At 54.3% G+C, this 22,111-nt stretch carries 22 protein-coding genes; 12 read left to right on the top strand and 10 right to left on the bottom strand.

Annotated features, from left to right (window positions below; genetic code table 11):
- Positions 1–73 precede the first annotated feature (73 nt).
- Together znuB and znuC are read right to left on the bottom strand one after the other, a co-directional pair.
- A complete protein-coding gene (gene znuB, locus C3708_RS15275) occupies positions 74–859 on the bottom strand; it encodes a zinc ABC transporter permease subunit ZnuB (RefSeq protein WP_095282387.1) in 786 nt (261 codons plus the stop codon).
- Positions 856–1,611, bottom strand: a complete 756-nt coding sequence (gene znuC, locus C3708_RS15270; RefSeq protein ID WP_095282386.1) for a zinc ABC transporter ATP-binding protein ZnuC — start codon at positions 1,609–1,611, stop codon at positions 856–858. Before znuC ends, znuB begins: the two co-directional genes overlap by 4 nt.
- Before the next feature lie 77 nt (positions 1,612–1,688).
- Here znuC and znuA point away from each other — a divergent pair, with 77 nt between their 5' ends.
- The 3 genes from znuA (at position 1,689) to lpxM (ending at position 5,058) form a co-directional block, all read left to right on the top strand.
- The gene (gene znuA / locus C3708_RS15265) at positions 1,689–2,633 is read left to right on the top strand and encodes a zinc ABC transporter substrate-binding protein ZnuA (RefSeq protein ID WP_103946077.1); all 945 of its coding nucleotides are present in this window, start codon (positions 1,689–1,691) and stop codon (positions 2,631–2,633) included.
- Between the two features lie 15 nt (positions 2,634–2,648).
- Entirely contained in the window at positions 2,649–3,968 is a 1,320-nt protein-coding gene (gene mepM, locus C3708_RS15260; protein ID WP_095282384.1) for a murein DD-endopeptidase MepM, read from the top strand.
- Between the two features lie 118 nt (positions 3,969–4,086).
- Positions 4,087–5,058, top strand: coding sequence for a lauroyl-Kdo(2)-lipid IV(A) myristoyltransferase (gene lpxM, locus C3708_RS15255; protein WP_103949655.1), 972 nt, complete (start codon positions 4,087–4,089; stop codon positions 5,056–5,058).
- Positions 5,059–5,107: 49 nt separating this feature from the next.
- Here the strand turns inward: lpxM and pyk are convergent, their stop codons facing one another.
- Entirely contained in the window at positions 5,108–6,550 is a 1,443-nt protein-coding gene (pyk, locus tag C3708_RS15250; protein WP_095282382.1) for a pyruvate kinase, read from the bottom strand.
- Between the two features lie 106 nt (positions 6,551–6,656).
- Positions 6,657–7,526, bottom strand: coding sequence for a MurR/RpiR family transcriptional regulator (locus C3708_RS15245; RefSeq protein ID WP_095282381.1), 870 nt, complete (start codon positions 7,524–7,526; stop codon positions 6,657–6,659).
- A gap of 359 nt (positions 7,527–7,885) precedes the next feature.
- On the opposite strand from C3708_RS15245, the gene zwf reads away from it, so the two are divergent.
- The 3 genes from zwf to kdgA all read left to right on the top strand — a co-directional run bounded on the left by zwf (position 7,886) and on the right by kdgA (position 12,084).
- On the top strand, positions 7,886–9,361 hold the full coding sequence (gene zwf, locus C3708_RS15240) for a glucose-6-phosphate dehydrogenase (protein ID WP_095282380.1): 1,476 nt from the start codon (positions 7,886–7,888) through the stop codon (positions 9,359–9,361).
- Between the two features lie 233 nt (positions 9,362–9,594).
- Complete coding sequence (gene edd / locus C3708_RS15235) at positions 9,595–11,406, top strand: phosphogluconate dehydratase (RefSeq protein WP_103946075.1); 1,812 nt, start codon at positions 9,595–9,597, stop codon at positions 11,404–11,406.
- Between the two features lie 39 nt (positions 11,407–11,445).
- The gene (kdgA, locus tag C3708_RS15230) at positions 11,446–12,084 is read left to right on the top strand and encodes a bifunctional 4-hydroxy-2-oxoglutarate aldolase/2-dehydro-3-deoxy-phosphogluconate aldolase (protein WP_095282378.1); all 639 of its coding nucleotides are present in this window, start codon (positions 11,446–11,448) and stop codon (positions 12,082–12,084) included.
- A 59-nt stretch (positions 12,085–12,143) separates the two neighbouring features.
- On the opposite strand, the gene purT is transcribed toward kdgA, so the two are convergent.
- Positions 12,144–13,322, bottom strand: a complete 1,179-nt coding sequence (gene purT, locus C3708_RS15225; RefSeq protein ID WP_103949654.1) for a formate-dependent phosphoribosylglycinamide formyltransferase — start codon at positions 13,320–13,322, stop codon at positions 12,144–12,146.
- Positions 13,323–13,499: 177 nt separating this feature from the next.
- Here purT and C3708_RS15220 point away from each other — a divergent pair, with 177 nt between their 5' ends.
- Positions 13,500–14,150: a tellurite resistance TerB family protein gene (locus tag C3708_RS15220; protein WP_095282376.1), complete on the top strand. Its 651-nt coding sequence runs from the start codon at positions 13,500–13,502 to the stop codon at positions 14,148–14,150.
- An 87-nt stretch (positions 14,151–14,237) separates the two neighbouring features.
- A complete protein-coding gene (ptrB, locus tag C3708_RS15215) occupies positions 14,238–16,298 on the top strand; it encodes an oligopeptidase B (protein ID WP_095282375.1) in 2,061 nt (686 codons plus the stop codon).
- On the opposite strand, the gene exoX is transcribed toward ptrB, so the two are convergent.
- From exoX to C3708_RS15200, 3 genes are all read right to left on the bottom strand, one after another.
- A complete protein-coding gene (gene exoX / locus C3708_RS15210) occupies positions 16,295–16,957 on the bottom strand; it encodes an exodeoxyribonuclease X (RefSeq protein WP_095282374.1) in 663 nt (220 codons plus the stop codon). The two genes, ptrB and exoX, sit on opposite strands and share 4 nt — an antisense overlap.
- A gap of 24 nt (positions 16,958–16,981) precedes the next feature.
- On the bottom strand, positions 16,982–17,638 hold the full coding sequence (locus C3708_RS15205; RefSeq protein ID WP_103949653.1) for a carbon-nitrogen hydrolase family protein: 657 nt from the start codon (positions 17,636–17,638) through the stop codon (positions 16,982–16,984).
- A gap of 108 nt (positions 17,639–17,746) precedes the next feature.
- On the bottom strand, positions 17,747–17,977 hold the full coding sequence (locus C3708_RS15200; RefSeq protein WP_095282372.1) for a DNA polymerase III subunit theta: 231 nt from the start codon (positions 17,975–17,977) through the stop codon (positions 17,747–17,749).
- Positions 17,978–18,114: 137 nt separating this feature from the next.
- Between C3708_RS15200 and yobA the strand changes: the two genes are divergently transcribed.
- From yobA to C3708_RS15185, 3 genes are read left to right on the top strand one after another with little or no spacing between them, the layout of a single operon-like run.
- A complete protein-coding gene (yobA, locus tag C3708_RS15195; protein WP_095282371.1) occupies positions 18,115–18,489 on the top strand; it encodes a CopC domain-containing protein YobA in 375 nt (124 codons plus the stop codon).
- A 1-nt stretch (position 18,490) separates the two neighbouring features.
- A complete protein-coding gene (gene copD / locus C3708_RS15190) occupies positions 18,491–19,363 on the top strand; it encodes a copper homeostasis membrane protein CopD (protein ID WP_095282370.1) in 873 nt (290 codons plus the stop codon).
- Between the two features lie 15 nt (positions 19,364–19,378).
- Positions 19,379–19,717 (top strand): YebY family protein, encoded by a 339-nt coding sequence (locus C3708_RS15185; protein WP_103949652.1) that lies wholly within the window; start codon positions 19,379–19,381, stop codon positions 19,715–19,717.
- Positions 19,718–20,122: 405 nt separating this feature from the next.
- Here the strand turns inward: C3708_RS15185 and C3708_RS15180 are convergent, their stop codons facing one another.
- Positions 20,123–21,064: a VirK/YbjX family protein gene (locus tag C3708_RS15180; RefSeq protein ID WP_103946071.1), complete on the bottom strand. Its 942-nt coding sequence runs from the start codon at positions 21,062–21,064 to the stop codon at positions 20,123–20,125.
- A 167-nt stretch (positions 21,065–21,231) separates the two neighbouring features.
- Here C3708_RS15180 and pphA point away from each other — a divergent pair, with 167 nt between their 5' ends.
- On the top strand, positions 21,232–21,876 hold the full coding sequence (gene pphA / locus C3708_RS15175) for a protein-serine/threonine phosphatase (RefSeq protein WP_103949651.1): 645 nt from the start codon (positions 21,232–21,234) through the stop codon (positions 21,874–21,876).
- On the opposite strand, the gene C3708_RS15170 is transcribed toward pphA, so the two are convergent.
- Entirely contained in the window at positions 21,877–22,068 is a 192-nt protein-coding gene (locus C3708_RS15170) for a YebW family protein (RefSeq protein WP_095282366.1), read from the bottom strand. It abuts the gene before it with no gap.
- Positions 22,069–22,111: the final 43 nt, after the last annotated feature.

Genomic DNA, 22,111 nt, shown 5'->3' with positions numbered 1-22,111 from the left:
TGGCGGCTACGCCTTGTCCGGCCTACAACGACACCTGTAACCCCGGTAAGCGCAGCGCCACCGGGGACACTATTCAGCTGGCAGGTTTCTTCATCATGCTGAAGATAAACATCAGCGCAGCGCACAGCACCACAGACGGGCCGGCTGGCGTGTCGTAAAAGGCTGAGAAGGTTAATCCGCCGGTAACGGCAATCATCCCAACAATCACTGCAATCCCCGCCATTTGCTCCGGCGTACGCGAAAAGCGCCTCGCGGTGGCTGCCGGGATAATCAGCAGCGACGTGATGATCAGCGCACCGACAAACTTCATTGCTACCCCAATTGTCAGTGCCGTCACCAGCATAAGCAGCAGTTTCACCCGCTGAAGTTTGACGCCATCGACAAAAGCCAAATCTGAGCTGACGGTCATCGCCAGCAAATTACGCCACTGCCACAGCAAAATTCCCAGCACCACAACGACGCCGATGGCGATAGAGATCAGATCTTCCGGCGTCACTGCCAGCAGATCGCCAAACAGATACGCCATTAAATCGACGCGAATGTTCGACATCAGGCTCACTACCACCAGACCGAGCGACAGCGCACTGTGCGCCATAATCCCCAGCAGTGTATCCACCGCGAGGTGAGGGCGCTTTTCAAGCCATACCAGCCCAGCTGCGAGCAGCAGTGTCACCGCGATAACGGCGTAAAAAGGATTTACATCCAGCAATAAGCCAAACGCCACACCCAGTAATGAGGCGTGCGCCAGCGTATCGCCGAAATAAGACATCCGGCGCCAGACGACAAAAGACCCCAGCGGGCCCGCGGCGCAAGCGAGCATCACCCCGGCTAACCAGCCGGGTAATAACAATTCAATCATGAGTGTCCATTTCCCCGACGCAGGACAATCCGTCCCTGTAAATCATGGCGATGATTATGGTTGTGGCGATAAATGCCGAGCTGTTCAGCCCCGCGAGAGCCAAACATGGAGATAAATTCCGGGTGCATCGACACCACTTCTGGCGTACCGGAGCAGCAGATATGGTGATTAAGGCACAGCACTTCGTCGGTTTTCGCCATCACCAGATGCAGGTCGTGAGAGACCATCAGCACGGCGCAATCCAGCTCACGACGCAGCTGATCGATTAAGTCGTACAGAGCAACCTGTCCATTCACGTCCACGCCCTGAGTGGGCTCGTCGAGCACCAGTAGCTGAGGCTGACTCAGCAACGCGCGGGCCAGCAGCACACGCTGGGTCTCACCGCCGGAGAGTTTTTGCAGCGGTGCTTCGACCAGATGCCCGGCCTGGACGCGTTTCAGCGCAGGGAGAATATCGTCTTTGCGCGTGCCCGGGCGCAGTCGTAAAAAACGACCGACCGTTAACGGCAGCGTGGCATCCAGATGCAATTTTTGCGGAACATAGCCAATGCGCAGTTTATCGTCGCGCTTGATGACGCCTGCATCAGGTGCTACTAAGCCAAGAACCACGCGCACCAGGGTCGATTTGCCCGCGCCATTTGGGCCGAGCAAGGTTAAAATTTTGCCGGGTTTGAGGTCCAGCGAGACGTCAGAGAGGACGCGGCGCTGACCAAAAGAAACCGAGATATTTTCGAGAGAAACTAAAGTCGTCATGTCAATTTAAGCTTGCAGAAGTCAACGAATGTTATAATATCACATTCCACGCATTCATTACGATAATAAGTTGCATTATGTTACATAAAAATACGCTTCTTTTCGCAGCATTATCCGCTGGCCTTTGGGGTTCAGCAGCACAAGATGTTAACGCCGCCGTTGTCGCTTCGCTTAAACCACTGGGATTCATCGCTTCGGCCATCGCCGATGGCGTGACAGAAACGCAGGTTTTACTGCCTGACGGTGCTTCCGAGCATGATTATTCTTTGCGTCCATCCGATGTAAAACGCTTACAGAACGCGGACTTAGTGGTCTGGATTGGTCCAGAGATGGAAGCGTTCATGCAAAAATCAGCGAGTAAAGTTCCGCCGCAAAAACAGGTCACCATTGCTGAGCTTTCTGGCGTGAAACCGTTGCTCATGAAAGGGGCTGACGACGACGACAGCGATCACGACCATGATCATGCCGAGGGTGAAAAAGGTGACGACCATCACCATCACGGCGAGTACAACATGCATCTTTGGCTCTCCCCAGAGATAGCGCGGCTCTCAGCGGTTGCAATCCATGACAAATTAGTGGAACTTATGCCGCAAAGTCGAGCCAAACTAGACGCCAACCTGAAGGATTTTGAGGCACAATTAGCCGCAACCGATAAGCAGGTGGGTAACGAGCTCGCACCGCTGAAAGGTAAAGGGTATTTCGTTTTTCATGACGCCTATGGCTACTACGAAAAACACTACGGCCTGACCCCGCTGGGTCACTTCACCGTCAACCCGGAAATTCAGCCCGGTGCGCAGCGTTTACATGAAATCAGAACACAGTTGGTTGAGCAAAAAGCGACATGCGTTTTTGCTGAGCCACAGTTCAGGCCAGCGGTCGTTGAAGCCGTGGCCAGGGGAACGTCCGTGCGCATGGGAACCCTGGACCCGCTTGGAACCAATATTCAGCTGAGCAAGGCGAGTTACTCGCAGTTCCTCAGCCAATTGGCGAACCAGTATTCGAGCTGCCTGAAAGGAGATTAACGAGGAAGTGAACACGTGCAACAGATAGCCCGCTCTGTCGCCCTGGCATTTAATAATCTGCCCAGACCCCACCGCGTTATGCTGGGGTCCCTGACAGTTCTCACCTTAGCGGTCGCCGTCTGGCGGCCCTATGTGTACCACCCACATTCAGCCCCTATCATTAAAACCATCGAGCTGGAAAAGAGCGAAATTCGTTCCTTACTGCCCGATGCCAGCGAGCCTATCGATCAGGCTGCTCAGGAAGACGAAGCGATTCCTCAGGATGAGCTGGATGACAAAACCGCGAACGAAGCTGGCATCCATGAATACGTTGTCTCGACGGGCGATACGTTGAGCAGCGTTCTCAATCAGTACGGTATTGAGATGGGTGATATCAGCCAGCTCGCCGCATCCGATAAAGATCTGCGTAACCTCAAAATTGGCCAGCAATTATCCTGGACGCTGACCGCCGATGGCGATTTGCAGCGTCTGACCTGGGAAGTCTCACGTCGTGAAACCCGTACCTACGATCGGTCTGGAAACGGTTTCAAAATGACCAGCGAAATGCAGCAAGGCGACTGGGTCAACAATGTGTTGAAAGGCACCGTGGGTGGCAGCTTTGTGGCCAGCGCGCGCGAAGCCGGATTAACCAGCGGCGAAATCAGTTCGGTGATCAAAGCCATGCAGTGGCAAATGGACTTCCGAAAACTGAAAAAAGGCGACGAATTCTCGATTCTGATGTCCCGCGAAATGCTGGACGGCAAGCGTGAACAGAGCCAACTGATGGGTGTGCGCTTACGCTCAGAAGGCAAAGATTATTACGCTATTCGTGCTGAAGACGGTAAGTTCTATGACCGCAACGGTACGGGTCTGGCGAAAGGTTTCCTGCGTTTCCCGACGGCGAAACAGTTCCGTATATCGTCCAACTTTAACCCGCGTCGCCTGAACCCGGTTACGGGTCGCGTAGCACCGCACCGTGGTGTTGACTTCGCGATGCCGCAGGGCACGCCAGTGCTTTCCGTGGGTGACGGCGAAGTGGTTATCGCTAAACGCAGCGGCGCGGCGGGATATTACGTGGCGGTTCGTCACGGGCGCACCTACACCACCCGCTACATGCACCTGCGTAAGCTGCTGGTTCAGCCGGGACAGAAAGTGAAACGCGGTGACCGCATTGCGCTTTCGGGCAACACCGGACGCTCCACTGGCCCGCATCTGCACTATGAAGTGTGGATTAACCAGCAGGCGGTAAATCCGTTGACGGCGAAACTGCCACGCACCGAAGGCCTGACCGGTAAAGATCGCACCGACTATCTGGCCCAGGTTAAAGAGGTTATGCCGCAACTGCGCTTCGACTAACCTGTCGTTATTGTAAAGCCGGTGCAGAGATGCACCGGCTTTTTCTTTTGTGCGATGCAGCCTGCCTCGCTACACTAACTCATTATTATTTTGTGCTTCACCAGACCCTGGAACCCGCATGGAAACCCAAAAAAACAACAGTGAATACATTCCCGAGTTTGAGAAATCTTTTCGTCACCCGCGCAACTGGGGCGCGTGGCTGGGTGTTTATGCCTTTGCGGGCATTGCGCTGCTTCCTGCATCTGTACGTGACCCGGTGCTGGGTAAAATTGGCCTGTTAGCCGGACGGCTGGGCAAAAGCGCGCGTCGTCGCGCGCAGATCAATCTTTATTACTGTTTCCCTGAAAAGACCAACGCCGAACGCGAAGCGATTATTGACGCCATGTTCACCACTGCGCCACAGGCGATGGCGATGATGGGTGAGCTGGCGCTGCGCGGGCCGGAAAAGGTCATGAAGCGCGTAGACTGGAAAGGGCTGGAGATTATCGATGAGATGCGTCGTAACGACGAAAAAGTCATTTTCCTCGTGCCGCACGGCTGGGGCGTGGACATTCCCGCGATGTTAATGGCTTCTCAGGGCCAGAAAATGGCAGCCATGTTCCATAACCAGGGTAACAAAATTTTTGATTATGTGTGGAACACCGTCCGCCGTCGTTTTGGTGGCCGCCTTCATGCGCGAAACGATGGCATCAAACCGTTCATTAAGTCGGTGCGTGAGGGTTACTGGGGCTACTATTTGCCGGATCAGGATCACGGTGCTGAGCACAGCGAATTTGTCGATTTCTTTGCCACTTATAAAGCTACGCTGCCTGCGATTGGTCGGCTGATGAAAGTCTGCCGCGCCCGCGTTGTACCGCTGTTCCCGATTTACGATGGCAAAACCCATCGTCTGACCATCGAAGTGCGACCGCCGATGGACGATCTTCTGGAAGCTGACGACAACACCATCGCACGCCGGATGAACGAAGAGGTCGAAATCCTCGTCGGCCCGCATGCTGAGCAGTACACGTGGATTCTGAAATTGCTTAAGACGCGTAAACCCGGCGAGAAAGAGCCGTATAAGCGTAAAGAGTTGTTCGTGAAGAAATAAAAAATCCCCCGGAGACGGGGGATTTTTTTGGCTACAACAACTGCCGATATTACTCGACGGTCATCACGCGAGTGGTGTTCGTCGAACCGATGGTGCTCATGACGTCACCCTGAGTCACAATAACGATATCACCGGAAACCAGATAGCCCTTGTCGCGCAGCAGATTGACCGCATCGTTAGCCGCCGCAACACCGTCGTTGGTGCTGTCGAAGTAAACCGGCGTAACGCCACGGTACAGCGCGGTCAGATTCAGAGTGCGCTCATGACGAGACATGGCGAAAATCGGCAGACCGGAGCTGATACGGGACGTCATCAGCGCAGTGCGTCCGGATTCGGTCATGGTGATGATCGCAGTTACACCTTTCAGGTGGTTTGCCGCGTACATCGCGGACATGGAAATCGCTTCTTCCACGTTATCAAACTGAATGTCCAGGCGGTGTTTGGAGACATTAATGCTTGGGATTTTTTCTGCGCCCAGGCATACGCGCGCCATGGCTGCCACGGTTTCAGCCGGATACTGACCTGCTGCCGTTTCTGCTGATAACATGACCGCATCGGTACCGTCCAGTACGGCGTTGGCCACGTCCATCACTTCTGCGCGCGTCGGCATTGGGTTGGTAATCATTGATTCCATCATCTGGGTCGCAGTGATGACAGAACGGTTCAGCTGACGCGCACGGCGGATCAACGCTTTCTGAATACCGACCAGTTCCGGGTCACCAATTTCAACGCCCAAATCGCCACGGGCAACCATCACCACGTCAGAGGCCAGAATCACATCATCCATCGCGTCCTGGCTGCAAACGGCTTCCGCACGTTCTACTTTCGCAACGATTTTGGCGTCGCAACCTGCATCGCGCGCCAGACGGCGAGCATAGTTCAGGTCTTCGCCGCAGCGCGGGAAGGAGACGGCAAGGTAGTCGACGCCAATCTGCGCTGCAGTGATGATGTCGGCTTTGTCTTTGTCGGTCAGCGCTTCGGCAGAGAGGCCACCGCCGAGTTTGTTAATGCCTTTGTTGTTGGAAAGTGGGCCGCCAACGGTCACTTCGGTGAACACTTTCATGCCCTGAACTTCCAGCACTTTAAGCTGCACGCGGCCATCATCCAGCAGCAGGATATCGCCCGGCACTACGTCAGCAGGCAGACCTTTATAGTCGATGCCCACTTTCTCTTTGTCGCCTTCGCCTTTACCGAGGTTGGCGTCGAGGAGGAATTTATCGCCGATGTTGAGGAAAACTTTGCCTTCTTTAAACGTCGATACGCGGATCTTCGGACCCTGCAGGTCGCCGAGGATGGCGATATGACGCCCCAGTTTTGCCGCGATCTCACGGACTTTATCTGCACGTAATTTGTGATCTTCTGGCGTACCGTGAGAGAAGTTCATGCGTACCACGTTGGCGCCTGCGGCGATAATTTTCTCAAGATTATTATCGCGGTCGGTTGCCGGGCCTAAAGTGGTCACGATCTTGGTTCTGCGAAGCCTTCTGGACATGTAATACTCCGTTGACTGAAACAACTTTGGTGTTGCGTGAACATAGATTCGGTGCTGTGTAGAAACTTACCGAATACCGAAAAAAGTAACAACCTTATAAAAACATTTAGGGTACATCGCCCTTAATGAGCAATTCTTTATCAAAACGCGATTCCTTGAGCGCTTCTTTGACCCGCTTCAAGTTATCTCTGAATTTCGCGCCACGGCGCAGTGTAAAACCGGTAGCCAGCACGTCGATGACGGTTAATTGTGCAAGTCGGGAGACCATCGGCATGTACATATCCGTATCTTCCGGCACGTCCAGGGTGATGGCTAACGTCGCTTCTCGCGCCAGGGGGGTGCCTGCGGTGGTGAGTGCAATCACCATGGCATCGTTTTCACGCGCCAGCTGCGCCAGTTCCACCAGACTTTTGGTGCGCCCGGTGTGGGAGATCAGCACCACCACGTCATCTTCGTTACAATTCATACAGCTCATGCGTTGCAGCACAATGTCATCGGAGTAAATAACCGGGACATTAAAGCGGAAAAATTTGTTCATGGCGTCGTGCGCAACAGCGGCTGAAGAACCCAGTCCGAAGAAGGCGATTTTCTTCGCCTGAGTCAGTAAATCAACGGCGCGATTAAGCGAAGCTTTATCCAGCGACTGACGCACGTGGTCGAGCGTCGCCATCGCGGATTCAAATATTTTACCGGTATAAGCCTCTACGCTGTCATCTTCATCGACATTACGATTTACATAGGGCGTGCCGTTTGCCAGACTTTGAGCCAGATGCAGTTTAAAATCGGGAAACCCGCGCGTCTCAAGGCTACGACAAAAACGGTTAACGGTGGGCTCGCTGACACCCGACTCCTGCGCCAGAGCGGCGATGCTGGAATGAATGGCCTGCGTTGGAGAGGCGAGAATAACTTCAGCCACTTTACGCTCGGATTTGCTAAGGTGTTCCAGTTGAAACTGGATTTTTTCCAGCATGTTCATTTTGACAAGACGCTCATGGGTGGAAACGATTTCATTAATTGATGAAATCGTGATTCGAATTAGGAAGAATATACCCCTGTGGCCTTGCAGAAGGGTAATGAAGAACATGAAATAATGTTGTTTTTTTTCATTACTTGATCGCGGTCGGGTTTTCTCAACGACCCGCTCGCAACCAGGAATCAACAGATTCGCAGTGATTGCCGTCACTGAAGCGCGTAAACCGAGAAAAATCGCGTTATCGCACGCGACGTTAAGCGCTAATGGTTTCGGGAATGACGTAAAAGCAGTACAGTGCATTGTAATAAAATTACAACGATATTCTGGCAAAAGCACCAGGATATCCAACTGAGGAGAATGACATGGCGGTAACGCAAACAGCCCAGGCATGTGACCTGGTCATTTTCGGCGCGAAAGGCGATCTTGCACGCCGGAAATTGCTGCCTTCCCTGTATCAACTGGAAAAAGCAGGCCAGATCCACCCGGATACTCGCATCCTGGGCGTGGGCCGCGCTGACTGGGATAAAGACGCCTACATCAAAGTGGTGCGTGAAGCGCTCGAAACGTTCATGAAAGAAAAGATCGATGAAAGTTTGTGGGATGCGCTGAGTGGACGTCTTGATTTCTGCAACCTCGACGTCAATGACACCAAAGCATTTGGCCGTCTGGGCAAAATGCTGGACCAGGAAAACCGCGTCACGATCAACTATTTCGCCATGCCGCCAAGCACCTTTGGCGCGATCTGCAAAGGCCTGGGCGAAGCGAAGCTCAACGCCAAGCCTGCGCGTGTCGTTATGGAAAAACCGCTGGGCACCTCGCTTGCCACTTCCCGCGAAATCAATGACCAGGTGGGCGAGTACTTTGAAGAGTGCCAGGTTTACCGTATCGATCACTATCTGGGTAAAGAGACGGTTCTGAACCTGCTGGCCCTGCGTTTCGCGAACTCCCTGTTTGCCAACAACTGGGACAACCGCACTATCGATCACGTCGAAATTACCGTGGCTGAAGAAGTGGGCATCGAAGGCCGTTGGGGTTACTTTGACCAGGCCGGCCAGATGCGCGACATGATTCAGAACCACCTGCTGCAAATCCTGTGCATGATCGCCATGTCTCCGCCGTCTGACCTGTCAGCGGACAACATTCGCGACGAAAAAGTGAAAGTGCTGAAATCTCTGCGTCGTATCGATCGCTCGAATGTACGTGAGAAAACCGTTCGCGGTCAGTACACCGCTGGTTTCGCGCAGGGCAAAAAAGTCCCTGGCTACCTGGAAGAAGAGGGTGCGAACAAGACCAGCAACACCGAAACGTTTGTGGCGATCCGCGTTGATATCGATAACTGGCGCTGGGCGGGTGTTCCGTTCTACCTGCGCACCGGTAAACGTCTGCCGACCAAATGTTCTGAAGTGGTGGTTTATTTTAAAAACCCAGAGCTGAACCTGTTCAAAGAGTCCTGGCAGGAACTGCCGCAGAACAAGCTGACTATCCGTTTGCAGCCTGATGAAGGCGTGGATATTCAGGTGCTGAACAAAGTGCCGGGTCTGGATCATAAGCACAACCTGCAGACCACCAAGCTGGACCTGAGCTACTCCGAAACCTTTAACGAAACGCACCTGGCCGATGCTTACGAGCGTCTGCTGCTCGAAACCATGCGTGGTATTCAGGCGCTGTTCGTACGTCGTGATGAAGTGGAAGAAGCCTGGAAATGGGTCGACTCCATTACTGAAGCCTGGGCCGCCGATCAGGATGCGCCTAAACCGTATCAGGCAGGTACCTGGGGACCGGTCGCTTCAGTGGCGATGATCACCCGCGATGGCCGTTCCTGGAACGAGTTCGAGTAAGCCGGAAGCTAATCCGAACGGGTTATTTTACCGGTAACATGATCTAACACAGATTGTGGCACAATTTTTAAGCATTTAAGCTCCACGTGGATTCACCCGTGGAGCTTTTTTTATTACACTGGCTGCAGCGATTTTGCCCCCGAGCTACGGACTGCAAGCGTTTCAGCCTTGTTAATACAAGCGATTCACCTTGTTAACTCCCGAGCCAGGACAGATAAATTAGAGGAGCTTCTATGAATCCTGTATTGTTACGCGTAACACAACGCATTACTGAGCGCTCAAAAGAGACGCGTTCTGCCTACCTCGCCCGCATCCAGCAGGCGAAGACCGATACGGTACATCGTTCGCAACTCGCTTGCGGTAACCTGGCCCACGGTTTCGCCGCCTGCCAGCCGGACGATAAAGCCTCGCTGAAAAGCATGCTGCGTAACAATATTGCGATCATCACCTCCTACAACGATATGCTCTCCGCCCATCAGCCATATGAACATTACCCGGAAATTATCCGCAAAGCGCTGCACAGCGCCAATGCGGTCGGGCAAGTTGCGGGCGGTGTGCCCGCCATGTGTGACGGTGTGACCCAGGGCCAGGACGGAATGGAACTGTCCCTGTTGAGCCGTGAAATTATCGCGATGTCCGCGGCGGTGGGGCTGTCCCACAATATGTTTGACGGTGCGCTGTACCTCGGTGTGTGCGACAAGATTGTACCAGGTCTGGCGATGGCGGCGTTGTCATTCGGCCATTTACCCGCCATTTTCGTCCCGTCTGGCCCGATGGCGAGCGGTTTACCGAATAAAGAAAAAGTCCGCATCCGTCAGCTGTACGCCGAAGGCAAAGTGGATCGCAGCGCACTGCTGGAAGCCGAAGCCGCGTCATATCACGCCGCGGGTACCTGTACGTTTTACGGCACTGCCAACACCAACCAGATGGTGGTGGAGTTCATGGGGATGCAGCTACCTGGTTCGTCGTTCGTTCAGCCGGATGCTCCGCTGCGTCAGGCGCTGACCGAAGCCGCCGCACGCCAGGTGACGCGTCTGACCGGCAACGGCAACGAGTGGATGCCGCTGGGTAAAATGGTCGACGAAAAAGTGATCGTCAACGGGATCGTCGCGTTGCTGGCGACCGGCGGTTCCACCAACCACACTATGCATCTGGTGGCGATGGCGCGTGCGGCGGGTATACAGATCAACTGGGATGATTTCTCCGATCTGTCAGAAATTGTGCCGCTGATGGCGCGTCTCTACCCGAACGGCCCGGCAGATATCAACCACTTCCAGGCGGCGGGCGGCGTACCAGTGCTGATCCGCGAGCTGCTGAAAGGCGGGCTGCTGCATGAAGACGTCAATACGGTGGCCGGTTTTGGCCTGCAACGTTACACCCTGGAGCCGTGGCTGAACGACGGCCAGCTCGACTGGCGCGAAGGCGCGCAGGATTCTCTCGATGAGCAGGTTATCGCCACTTTCGCGAAGCCATTCTCCCATCACGGCGGCACCAAAGTGTTGAGCGGAAACCTCGGTCGCGCGGTGATGAAAACCTCCGCAGTGCCGGTTGAAAACCAGATTGTCGAAGCTCCTGCGGTGATTTTCGAAAGCCAGCACGACGTGCTGCCGGCCTTCGAAGCGGGTCTGCTGAACAAAGACTGCGTGGTGGTCGTTCGCCATCAGGGACCAAAAGCCAACGGCATGCCAGAATTACATAAACTTATGCCACCACTTGGTGTATTATTGGACCGCTGTTTCAAAATTGCGTTGGTCACCGATGGACGACTCTCTGGCGCATCAGGTAAAGTGCCATCAGCGATCCACGTCACTCCCGAAGCTTACGACGGTGGGTTACTGGCGAAAGTCCGCGATGGCGATATTATCCGCGTCAATGGCCAGACAGGCGAACTGACCCTGCTGGTGGATGAAGCCGAACTTGCAGCCCGTAAGCCGCATATTCCTGACCTGAGCGCGTCGCGTGTGGGAACAGGACGCGAAATGTTCAGTGCACTGCGCGAGAAACTCTCCGGTGCAGAGCAGGGCGCAACCTGTATTACGTTTTAAGACGACAAGAATTAACGATCTGGCGAGAGAAAAACACTGATGAAAAACTGGAAAACAAGTGCAGAAGCAATCCTGACAACTGGCCCGGTAGTGCCGGTTATCGTGGTGAACAAACTGGAGCATGCCGTCCCAATGGCGAAAGCGCTGGTTGCAGGTGGTGTTCGTGTTCTGGAAGTCACACTGCGTACCGCTTGCGCGATGGACGCGATTCGCGCTATCGCGAAAGAAGTGCCGGATGCGATTATCGGTGCCGGTACGGTTCTGAATCCACAGCAACTGGCGGAAGTGACTGAAGCGGGCGCACAGTTCGCCATCAGTCCAGGCCTGACCGAGCCGCTGCTGAAAGCCGCAACAGAAGGCACTATTCCGTTGATCCCTGGGATCAGCACCGTGTCCGAGCTGATGCTGGGTATGGATTACGGCCTGAAAGAGTTCAAATTCTTCCCGGCTGAAGCTAACGGCGGCACCAAAGCGTTGCAGGCGATCGCGGGTCCGTTCTCTCAGGTGCGTTTCTGCCCAACGGGTGGCATCTCTCCAGCGAACTACCGTGACTACCTGGCGCTGAAAAGCGTTCTGTGTATCGGTGGCTCCTGGCTGGTCCCGGCGGATGCGCTGGAAGCGGGCGACTGGGATCGCATTACTAAGCTGGCGCGTGAAGCGGTTGAAGGCGCGAAGTAATATCCGTCGTTAAACTCTGAAAAGTAGGCCGGGTAAGCGTCAGCGCCACCCGGCTTTTTTTATCCCTTCACACTGACGGCCTGCGCTGCATTTTTCGCGCGCTCAACCGCACTTTCCACGCTTTCACCTGTGGCTAACGCTACGCCCAGACGACGGCTTCCATCAATTTCCGGTTTACCAAACAGACGCAGCTGCAAACCCGCGCCGACAGCGGCTTCAACGTTTCCGAAGGTCACATTCTGACTGGTTAGCTGCGGCAGGATCACGGCGGAAGCAGCCGGGCCATACTGACGAATGCCGCCGACCGGCAAGCCGAGGAATGCCCGCACGTGCAGGGCGAATTCCGAAAGATCCTGTGAAATCAGCGTCACCATCCCGGTGTCGTGCGGACGTGGCGAGACTTCACTGAAAATCACCTCATCACCGCAGACGAACAGCTCAACGCCAAACAGACCGTAACCGCCCAGCGCCAGCACCACTTTACGGGCCATCTCCTGCGCGCGCTCCAGCGCCAGTTGACTCATCTGCTGCGGCTGCCAGGACTCACGATAATCGCCATCTTCCTGACGATGACCAATCGGGTCGCAGAAATGCACGCCGTCCACCGCGCTGACCGTCAGCAGGGTGATTTCGAAATCAAACTTCACTACGCCTTCAACAATGACGCGCCCGGCACCTGCGCGGCCGCCTTGTTGGGCGTAATCCCACGCCTTATCAAGTGCGGATGCGTCACGGATAAAGCTCTGGCCTTTGCCGGAGGAGCTCATCACCGGCTTAATGATGCACGGGTAACCAATCTGTTCCACGGCCTGCAGGAAATCGTCTTTTCCATCGGCAAAGCGGTAGCGTGATGTGGGAATCGCTAACTCTTCTGCGGCAAGACGGCGAATGCCTTCCCGGTTCATGGTCAGTTTTGCCGCTCGGGCGCAAGGGACTACGCGCTGTCCTTCGTGCTCCAGGGCAATCAGTGTATCGGTGGCGATAGCTTCGATTTCCGGGACCACATAATCAGGTTTTTCCTGCTCAATCAGTGCGTGAAGGGCATCACCGTCGAGCATATTGATCACGTATGAGCGGTGTGCCACGTGCATGGCGGGCGCATCGGCATACCGATCGACGGCGATCACTTCTACGCCCAGGCGCTGGCACTCAATAGCCACTTCTTTTCCCAGTTCGCCTGAACCCAACAGCATGACGCGCGTCGCGGCTGGACGCAGTGCAGTTCCTAAAAGAGTCATAAATTCCCCCTGAAAAAGTTGCGCGCAGTATAAACGAAAACGTTTGCGTCTGTCTTCCCTCAGAAGCCAGCGTGATGATGTGCCCGGGAAATTTGCGCTTCTTTAGTGCCGACAGACATTTCCTGACATCACCTCGCATAGGCTGTAACCATTGCGAACCGTTAAGTGGGGAAAATCATGTCAGGCTGGTTGAATCAATTGCAGTCCATGTTAGGGCAAAAGGCGTCGTCAACGGGCGGAGAGGGGCTGAGTAAGCTGCTGGTGCCTGGAGCGCTCGGCGGGCTGGCAGGCCTGCTGGTAGCCAATAAATCCTCGCGTAAATTGCTGGCGAAATACGGCACCGGCGCGTTGCTGGCGGGTGGCGGTGCCATCGCCGGAACGGTGTTATGGAACAAATACAAAGATAAAGTGCGCACCGCCCATCAGGATGAGCCGCAATTTGGTCAGCAAGTTACGCCGATGGATTTGCGCACCGAACGACTGATTCTGGCGCTGGTGTTTGCCGCTAAAAGCGACGGGCATATTGATGACAAAGAACGCGCCGCTATCGAACAGCAAATGCGCGAAGCGGGTGTTGAACAGCAGGGCCGGGCGCTGGTGGCGCAGGCGATTGAACAACCGCTGGACCCAAACCGTCTGGCGCAAAGTGTGAAAAACGAGGAAGAGGCGCTTGAGCTTTATTTCCTGAGTGCAGCGGCTATCGATATCGATCACTTTATGGAGCGCAGCTATCTGAATGCGCTTGGTGATGCGCTAAAAATTCCGCAGGACGTGCGCGAAGGGATTGAACAGGATATTCAACAGCAAAAACAGGCATTACAGGGTTAATTTTACCCGGCAGCTGTCACGTTTCGCTTGCATCGTGCGTGCGTTTTGCCACCCTTATAGGGTGTAAAACCAAAAAGAAAAACTGATATGTTGCCAAAAGCCCGACGCATTCCCAAAGCGCTCACCACCCACGGTGATACGCGCATTGATAATTACTATTGGCTGCGCGACGACGATCGTGCGCAGCCGGAAGTGCTTGATTACCTTCACCAGGAAAATGATTACGGCCGAAAGGTGATGTCTTCGCAGCAGGCGCTTCAGGACAGCCTGCTGACAGAAATGGTCGCGCGTGTGCCGCAGCGCGATATCTCCGCGCCCTGGACCAAAAACGGCTACCGCTATCGCCATCTTTACGAGCCGGGCAGCGAATACGCCATTTACCAGCGCCAGTCAGTGCTTTGTGCGGAATGGGACGAGTGGGAAACGCTGCTCGATGCCAATCAGCGCGCGGCGCACAGCGAATTTTATACTCTCGGTGGGATGGGGATTTCACCCGATAACACCATTATGGCGTTGGCGGAAGATTACTTGTCTCGCCGCCAGTACGGCCTGCGTTTTCGTAATCTGGAAACGGGAAACTGGTATCCGGAAATGCTGGACAACGTTTCGTCCGATTTTGTCTGGGCGAATGATTCCGAAACGGTCTATTACGTCAAAAAGCACGCCTCGACGCTGCTGCCTTATCAGGTCTGGCGGCACACCGTAGGGACATCCTCTGGCAACGATGAGCTGGTGTACGAGGAAAAGGACGACACTTTTTACGTTAGCCTGCACAAAACCACCTCGCGTCACTATGTCATTATCTCGCTGGCCAGCGCCACCACCACCGAAGTGCTGCTGCTCGATGCAGAACTGCCCGACGCGCAGCCTCTCTGTTTTTTACCGCGCCGCAAAGACCACGAGTACAGCCTTGACCATTTCCAGCACACGTTCTATCTGCGCTCAAATCGGGAAGGCAAAAATTTTGGCCTGTATAAAACCAAAGTGCGCGATGAGCGTAAATGGGAAGTGCTGATCCCGGCGCGCGAGCAGGTGATGCTGGAGGGCTTCACGCTCTTTACCGATTGGCTGGTGGTGGAAGAGCGCCAGCGCGGGCTGACCAGTATCCGACAAATCAACCGTAAAACGCGCGAAGTGGTGGGGATCGCCTTTGACGATCCGGCGTACGTGACCTGGATTGGCTATAACCCGGAGCCGGAATCCTCGCGTCTGCGCTATGGCTATTCGTCGATGACCACCCCCGACACGTTGTTCGAGCTTGATATGAATACCGGACAGCGGAAAGTGCTGAAGCAATCCGAAGTGGCTGGTTTTGATGCCAGCCACTATCGCAGCGAGCATCTGTGGATAACGGCGCGAGACGGCGTGGAAGTACCGGTATCGCTGGTGTATCACAAAGATCATTTCCGCAAGAGCAAAAATCCGCTGCTGGTGTATGGCTATGGTTCATACGGTGCCAGCATGGACGCCGATTTTAGTGGCAGCAGACTCAGTCTGCTCGATCGAGGATTTGTGTTCGCTATTGCACACGTTCGCGGCGGCGGGGAATTGGGTCAGCACTGGTACGAAGAAGGCAAGTTCCTGAAAAAGAAAAACACCTTCAACGACTATCTCGACGTGTGCGATGGCTTGATTGCACTGGGCTACGGCTGTCCGAAACTGTGCTTTGGCATGGGCGGCAGCGCAGGTGGGATGCTGATGGGGACGGTGATTAACCAGCGCCCAGAGCTGTTTAAAGGTATCGTCGCCCAGGTGCCGTTCGTTGACGTCGTGACCACGATGCTCGATGAGTCAATTCCGTTAACGACGGGCGAATTTGAAGAGTGGGGCAACCCTCAGGACGAAACCTACTATCGCTACATGAAAGCGTACAGCCCGTACGATAATGTCGAAGCGAAGGCCTATCCGCATATGCTGGTGACCACCGGCCTGCATGATTCTCAGGTGCAGTATTGGGAACCGGCGAAATGGGTGGCGAAACTGCGAGAGCTAAAAACCGACGATAATCTCCTTTTGCTCTGTACCGATATGGATTCTGGTCACGGCGGGAAATCAGGGCGATTTAAATCCTATGAAGGCGTGGCACTTGAATATGCATTCCTGATTGGCCTGGCGCAAGAGACGCTGCCAGGCCACGCGGCGGATTAGGCTTCGTCGAGATAATGACGCAGCGTCAGGCGCAACTCCGGGCTCATGCGGTCGAGGTTGTTGTATAACCAGCGCAGATAGCCCGGATCGCGCTCGGCCACTTCGGACACCGGTTTGCCACGATATTTACCAAAGGTAAAGGTGGTCAGCAGAGCGGGGCGACCGGTGATGGTCGCCATCTCGTCCGGCGTCCAGCCAGTGTTATTCATAATATCAATGAGTAACGCCGCCGTGATGTAGCAATCGTACAGCGCACGGTGATGATGTAACCCTTCCGGCGTTTTCACGCTGAGCTTACGGGATTTATACAGTGCCATATTGCTGTATTTAATTCCCGGCCAGGCGCGACGGGCCAGCTTCATGGTGCAAATCCACTCGCCGGGCATCTCCGGTAACACGCGGCGGTCAAAACTGGCGTTATGCGCTACGTACCACGGGCTGCCGAAGTAGTTCGGTATCACCTCTTCAATCCACGGTTTGTCCGCCACCATCGATTCGGTGATGCGATGAATCGCCATCGCCTGTGCGCTAATAGGGCGATCGGGCCGAACCAGATGGCTCATGGGGTTAACGATCTGTCCGTCAATCACGTCAACGGACGCAACCTCTACAATCCCGCCCTGAAGATCACAGGTTTCGGTGTCGATTACACGCAGCATGGCTCACTCCTGGCCGTAAAAACGTTAGCGTAAAGGAATGATATCACCTTGCCAACCCTGCTTGCCCCATGTTCCGGTTAATAACAGCTCACCCCGGTCGGCGCGCACAATCAATTGTCCGCTAGAATCCCAAAGTGCGCTGTGACCATCTGAATTCGCCATCAGCACGGTAATGGCATATTTATGGGCAAAGCGTTGCAGGCGGCTGATGGAATCACGCCAGCGCATCTCACCGACCGCCTGGCTACAGGTGAATAACGCCGCCTGGGGATCGAGACTCAATCGTTCCGTTTGACCATCCACAATCGTAAGCTGCGTGTTACCCGGCGTCAGGCACGCACCGCTGCCCTGCGAATAGCGTAAAACGTGAGTCTGATTCGGGGAAAAGAGGGCCAAACCTTTCTGACGCTCACCGCCGATTTCCACAGTGATGCCGGCAATTACGGTAATAGACAGAGTATGCGCCGCCTCGACGAGGGGGGCTAATGCTTGCTCGCTGGGCGCGTCGGGCAACGCGGCATCGGCGTCGGCAGGGCCGGTCAGAGAGAGTTCAGGGAAAACGAGCAAGTGGCACTGCTGACGGGCGGCTGCGTTGATAAAGCGAAGATGATGCTGCACGTGGGCATCGATGCAGTTATGCCGGGGGGCATACTGCGCGGCGGCAATATTCCATTGGGACATCGTGACTTCCTTATACACTCGTCTCAGGGATTGATAATACACCTGAATACTTCAGGGTTTTTCTATCCTGCCACAATCCATGTAAGGAAGTGTAACGACGCGCCGGGTTTACTTAACTTTAGGTTCGTACGGTAAGCGCGACAGCGTGACGGATTTAAGACGATGGGCAATTAAGCGCTCGCGAAACCAGTCGCGCAGATGAGCGGGCTGCTCGCGCTCAACGACTTCCGCGATAACCGGCATGTTATAGCGCTCTTTGAATGCCACGCCCGCCGCCGCGAGATCGACATTCACTTTGTCCATTTCATCCTGGGGGATAGTAGCCAGATTGATCTTCATTGCCTTCTCCTGATTATGCGGCGCTGACCTTACCGTGGTTGCTCTGCGTTGACAAGCCTGCACAGGATCGTCCTCGACTCAGATATTATACAGAGTTATCCTCTGTCATATAGACATAACCCAAAGGAATGATTGATATGGTATTCACTGCATCCCGCGCGGCTTGCGCTCTGACATTTCTGTTTTCCGTGGCGACGGTACCTGCCGCGCTAGCTCATGCCCATTTGAAGCATCAGTACCCGGCTGCCGACGCAGCTGTGACCGCTGCCCCACAGGCGCTGACGCTCAATTTTTCGGAAGGAATTGAGCCTAAATTCAGCGGTGTTTCAATCACCGGCGATAAACAGCAGATTGTTAAAATCGGCGCGGTGAAGCGTGCAGAAAACGACAACACGCAGCTGATTGTGCCTATTGAGCAGCCATTGACGCCGGGTAGCTATGCTGTTGACTGGCATGTCGTCTCTGTTGACGGCCATAAAACTAAAGGCAGCTATCACTTTAGCGTGAAATAAGATGCTGGCGTTCAGTTACGTCGCTCTGCGTTTTGTGCATTTTGCGGCGCTGATGCTGATATTCGGCAATGCGTTTTACAGCGCATGGCTGGCTCCGTTTTCCCTGCACAGGCTGATGACGCGTCGATTCCAGTGGCAGCAAAAAATGGCCGCGCTGGTGAGCCTGTTCACGGCGCTGTTGATGCTGGCGGTGCAGGGCGGATTAATGGGCGACGGCTGGGGTGACGTTATTCAGCCGGAAATCTGGCAGGCGGTCGCCAGCACGCGGTTTGGCGGCGTCTGGCTGTGGCAAATCGTGCTGGCACTCCTCACCGCTTGTGCGGCCTGGATTGCACCTGCGAAAAGCGCGCGCCTGTTGCTGTTGCTCGCCATCGGCCAGTTTATTTTACTCGCGGGTGTTGGTCATGCGGCGATGCGCGACGGCGTTCCGGGCGTTCTGCAGCGGATTAATCACGCAGTTCATTTGCTCAGCGCAGCGACCTGGGTTGGCGCGTTGCTCCCGCTGGTGTTTTGCATGCGGCTGGCAAAAGGGCGCTGGCGCGTGCAGGCCATCTATACCATGATGCGTTTTTCGCGTATCGGGCATTATGCGGTGGCGGGGGTGATCCTGACCGGTGTAGTCAATATGCTGCTGATCCTCGGCCTGAACTGGCCGTGGCGCACGGAATATGGGCAATTACTGTTGGTGAAATGTGCGCTGGTGGCGATGATGGTGGTTATTGCGCTGCTGAATCGGTATCTTTTGGTTCCGCGATTTCGTCCTGAATCGGGGCGCGAACAACAACTCTTTATCTGGATGACACAGGCTGAGGTGGTTCTGGGGGCGCTGGTGCTGGCAATCGTCAGTCTGTTCGCGACCTGGGAGCCTTTCTGACAAGGTTTAAAACGTATGAAAAAAACAGTTCTTTCTCTCGTCTTGCTGGCGTGCGCCGGTTCCGCGTTTGCTGCTCCGCAGGTGATTACCGTGAGCCGCTTTGAAGTGGGTAAAGATAAGTGGGCTTTTAACCGCGAAGAGGTCATGCTGACCTGCCGTCCAGGCCACGCACTCTATGCCATCAATCCGAGCACCCTGGTGCAATACCCGCTTAATGATGTTGCCGAGCAGCAGGTTGCCAGCGGCAAGAGCAACGGCCAGCCCATCAGCATTATCCAGATTGACGACCCGACAAACCCGAGCCAGAAGATGAGCCTCGCCCCGTTTATCGAGCGTGCCAACACGCTCTGTTAATCTTAGGTTTCCAATAAAAAAACCGCAGGCTTCTGACAGGAAGCAGTGCGGTTTTTTTGTTTTGGGATGCTCAATCGCGAAATTTTCTGACCACTTTTGCTGCGGACTGGAAAACCTGGCGTCGTCATCTATTCTTAAAGTGTCAGGCGACTTGAGCCTGCATTAATGCCAACTTTTAGCGCACGGCTCTCTCCCAAGAGCCATTTCCCTGGACCGAATACAGGAATCGTATTCGGTCTCTTTTTATCTGCATGAAAGTGAACGTTATTTCCTGTTTTCACTCATGGCAGATGAGGAACATCCTGCGCCTCGAAATTAACCATACCACAATCAGGCGGGCGAAAGTCCAGCGCTTTTTGGCGGTTTTGTTAAATTTTTGTGTGGAGGCGTTCACCCCCACCTCGGTTAAAAGCGGGCGTTGATGCCTTCTGCGATTTCATCCAGCAGGCCAAAACGGCGGCGATATTCGGCGCGTTTTTTACTGGCGATATCCTCAAGAGATTTACGCTCCATCTGCAGTGGAAGCTGCCAGCGATACGCGGACATTTTCTTACCGTCGATGGACGCCCAGAACTCATCATAGCTGGCGTGGAAGTGGCGGCCTTTACTCAGGCGATAGCGCAGGGCGCGGAAAACGTGTCCTTCGTCGCTGACACCATAAATGGCAGCGATATTGCTTTTGGCGGCAAGGTTAAAAATCACCTCCATCAGAACCCGTTTCGGGAACAGGCCGTGGCAGGCGCGAGTGGCTTTTTTGATCGTTTCGCGCGTGACTCCACGACGCGGGCCTTGCAATCCGCCGATCACCAGCGCAGAACTGTCGCCTTCGGGAACAACGCTAAACGTCAGACTCGCCAGCAGGGTGTCTTCTTCGTCACGTAGCCATAGCGTACTTTCACCTTCGCGCTCTGCTTTGCTGGCCGACGATGCATAAACGGTATAACTCGCGTCATCTTTAGCCTGAAAATTGAGCACCGGATGAGCCGTCGGATGAGTCAGTGCGGTCGCCAGATTAGCATCCGGCAAGGCATCGAGCCATTCATAGTGATGAACGATGGCCTCGGCACGCTGGTTTGCATTCATCCCGCGCGTCAGATATTGACGGTGCGTTTTGCTCGGCAGCGTCACCTGTGCGGCCAGAAGGCGATAGAAATCCGCACGATGTGCCAGAGCGGTCAGCATGCGATTTGTCGAAGACCAGAACAGCAATGAGCGCAGGAAGAACTTGATGCGATAGTCACGCTTCCTCCAGATCGGGCCAGGTATAAGCTGACCATTTGTCAGGGAGGAAATAATATTGACGGGCTGTGCTTCCGTTACATCGATTGGCAGGCTGGTATTAGACACGATGGAGACCTCTTTAGAATTCTTTCTCTATTCTAAAGGCCAGACTGGAACGATTTAAGAGTGGCTAAACCTTTATTTCGGCTTCGTTTAACGATGATTGAAGTTGGCAACATCGTCGAGTCAGAACGCTAAAAAGTGTATTAGCTATACTCTTATAGGGAGGGCCTATGTATCAAATACTCGATGGTCAAGAATGGCGTCATATCTGGGTTGTGAGCGACATTCATGGTTGCTGGCAACAGCTTATGGATGAGTTGAAGCAGCGTCATTTTAATCCTTATGAGGATTTGCTTATTTCAGTCGGTGACCTCATTGACCGAGGGCCTGACAGCGTTAAATGCCTGCAACTGATACCTGAAAAATGGTTTCGCGCCGTACGGGGAAATCATGAACAAATGGCTCTTGATGCGCTCGGGAATAATGATTTTGCGCTCTGGACGATCAATGGCGGTATATGGTTTTCCAGACTGTCGAACCCGCAAAAATTAACGGCCATTGCTTTGCTCGAAGCGTGCCGGGAATTACCGCATATTATTGAAATTTTGTGCGCTAATGGCCTTAACGTAATTGCTCATGCCGATTACCCGGAGTCGGTCTATGTCCGTGACAAGTCTGTCAGTAAACAACGGGTGCTGTGGGACAGGTCGCGTTTATCGGGTTTGATGGCTGGCAGGGGCGAGGGCATAACCGGAGCGGACCATTTCTGGTTCGGGCATACGCCGATAGCAAAGCGATATGACTTCAATAATCTGCACTATATCGATACCGGCGCTGTGTTTGGCGGCACCTTCACCCTCGCGCAACTCCAGTAGCTAAAAGTCACTGTATTCCTGGGCCGGAGTCCAGAATCCATCGATAAATTCTTCGACCGGGTAGCAACCGCCGTGGCGAATGCGCTGCTCTTTCTTGGAGACAACACACTGCATTTCGCTGTTATAGACATCAATCACGATGTCATCGCAGCCGCCATCCAGATAACAAACAAACAGTACCAGTGCGAACATCTCATCCTCTGATCTGGCGATCCGAATGGTTAGTGTAGGGGAG

The organism is Lelliottia sp. 7254-16 (assembly GCF_002922995.1).
Taxonomy (GTDB): Bacteria; Pseudomonadota; Gammaproteobacteria; order Enterobacterales; family Enterobacteriaceae; genus Enterobacter; species Enterobacter jeotgali.
The sequence above is the reverse complement of the archived record's forward strand: the minus strand, read 5'-3'. Positions and strand labels throughout refer to the sequence as shown.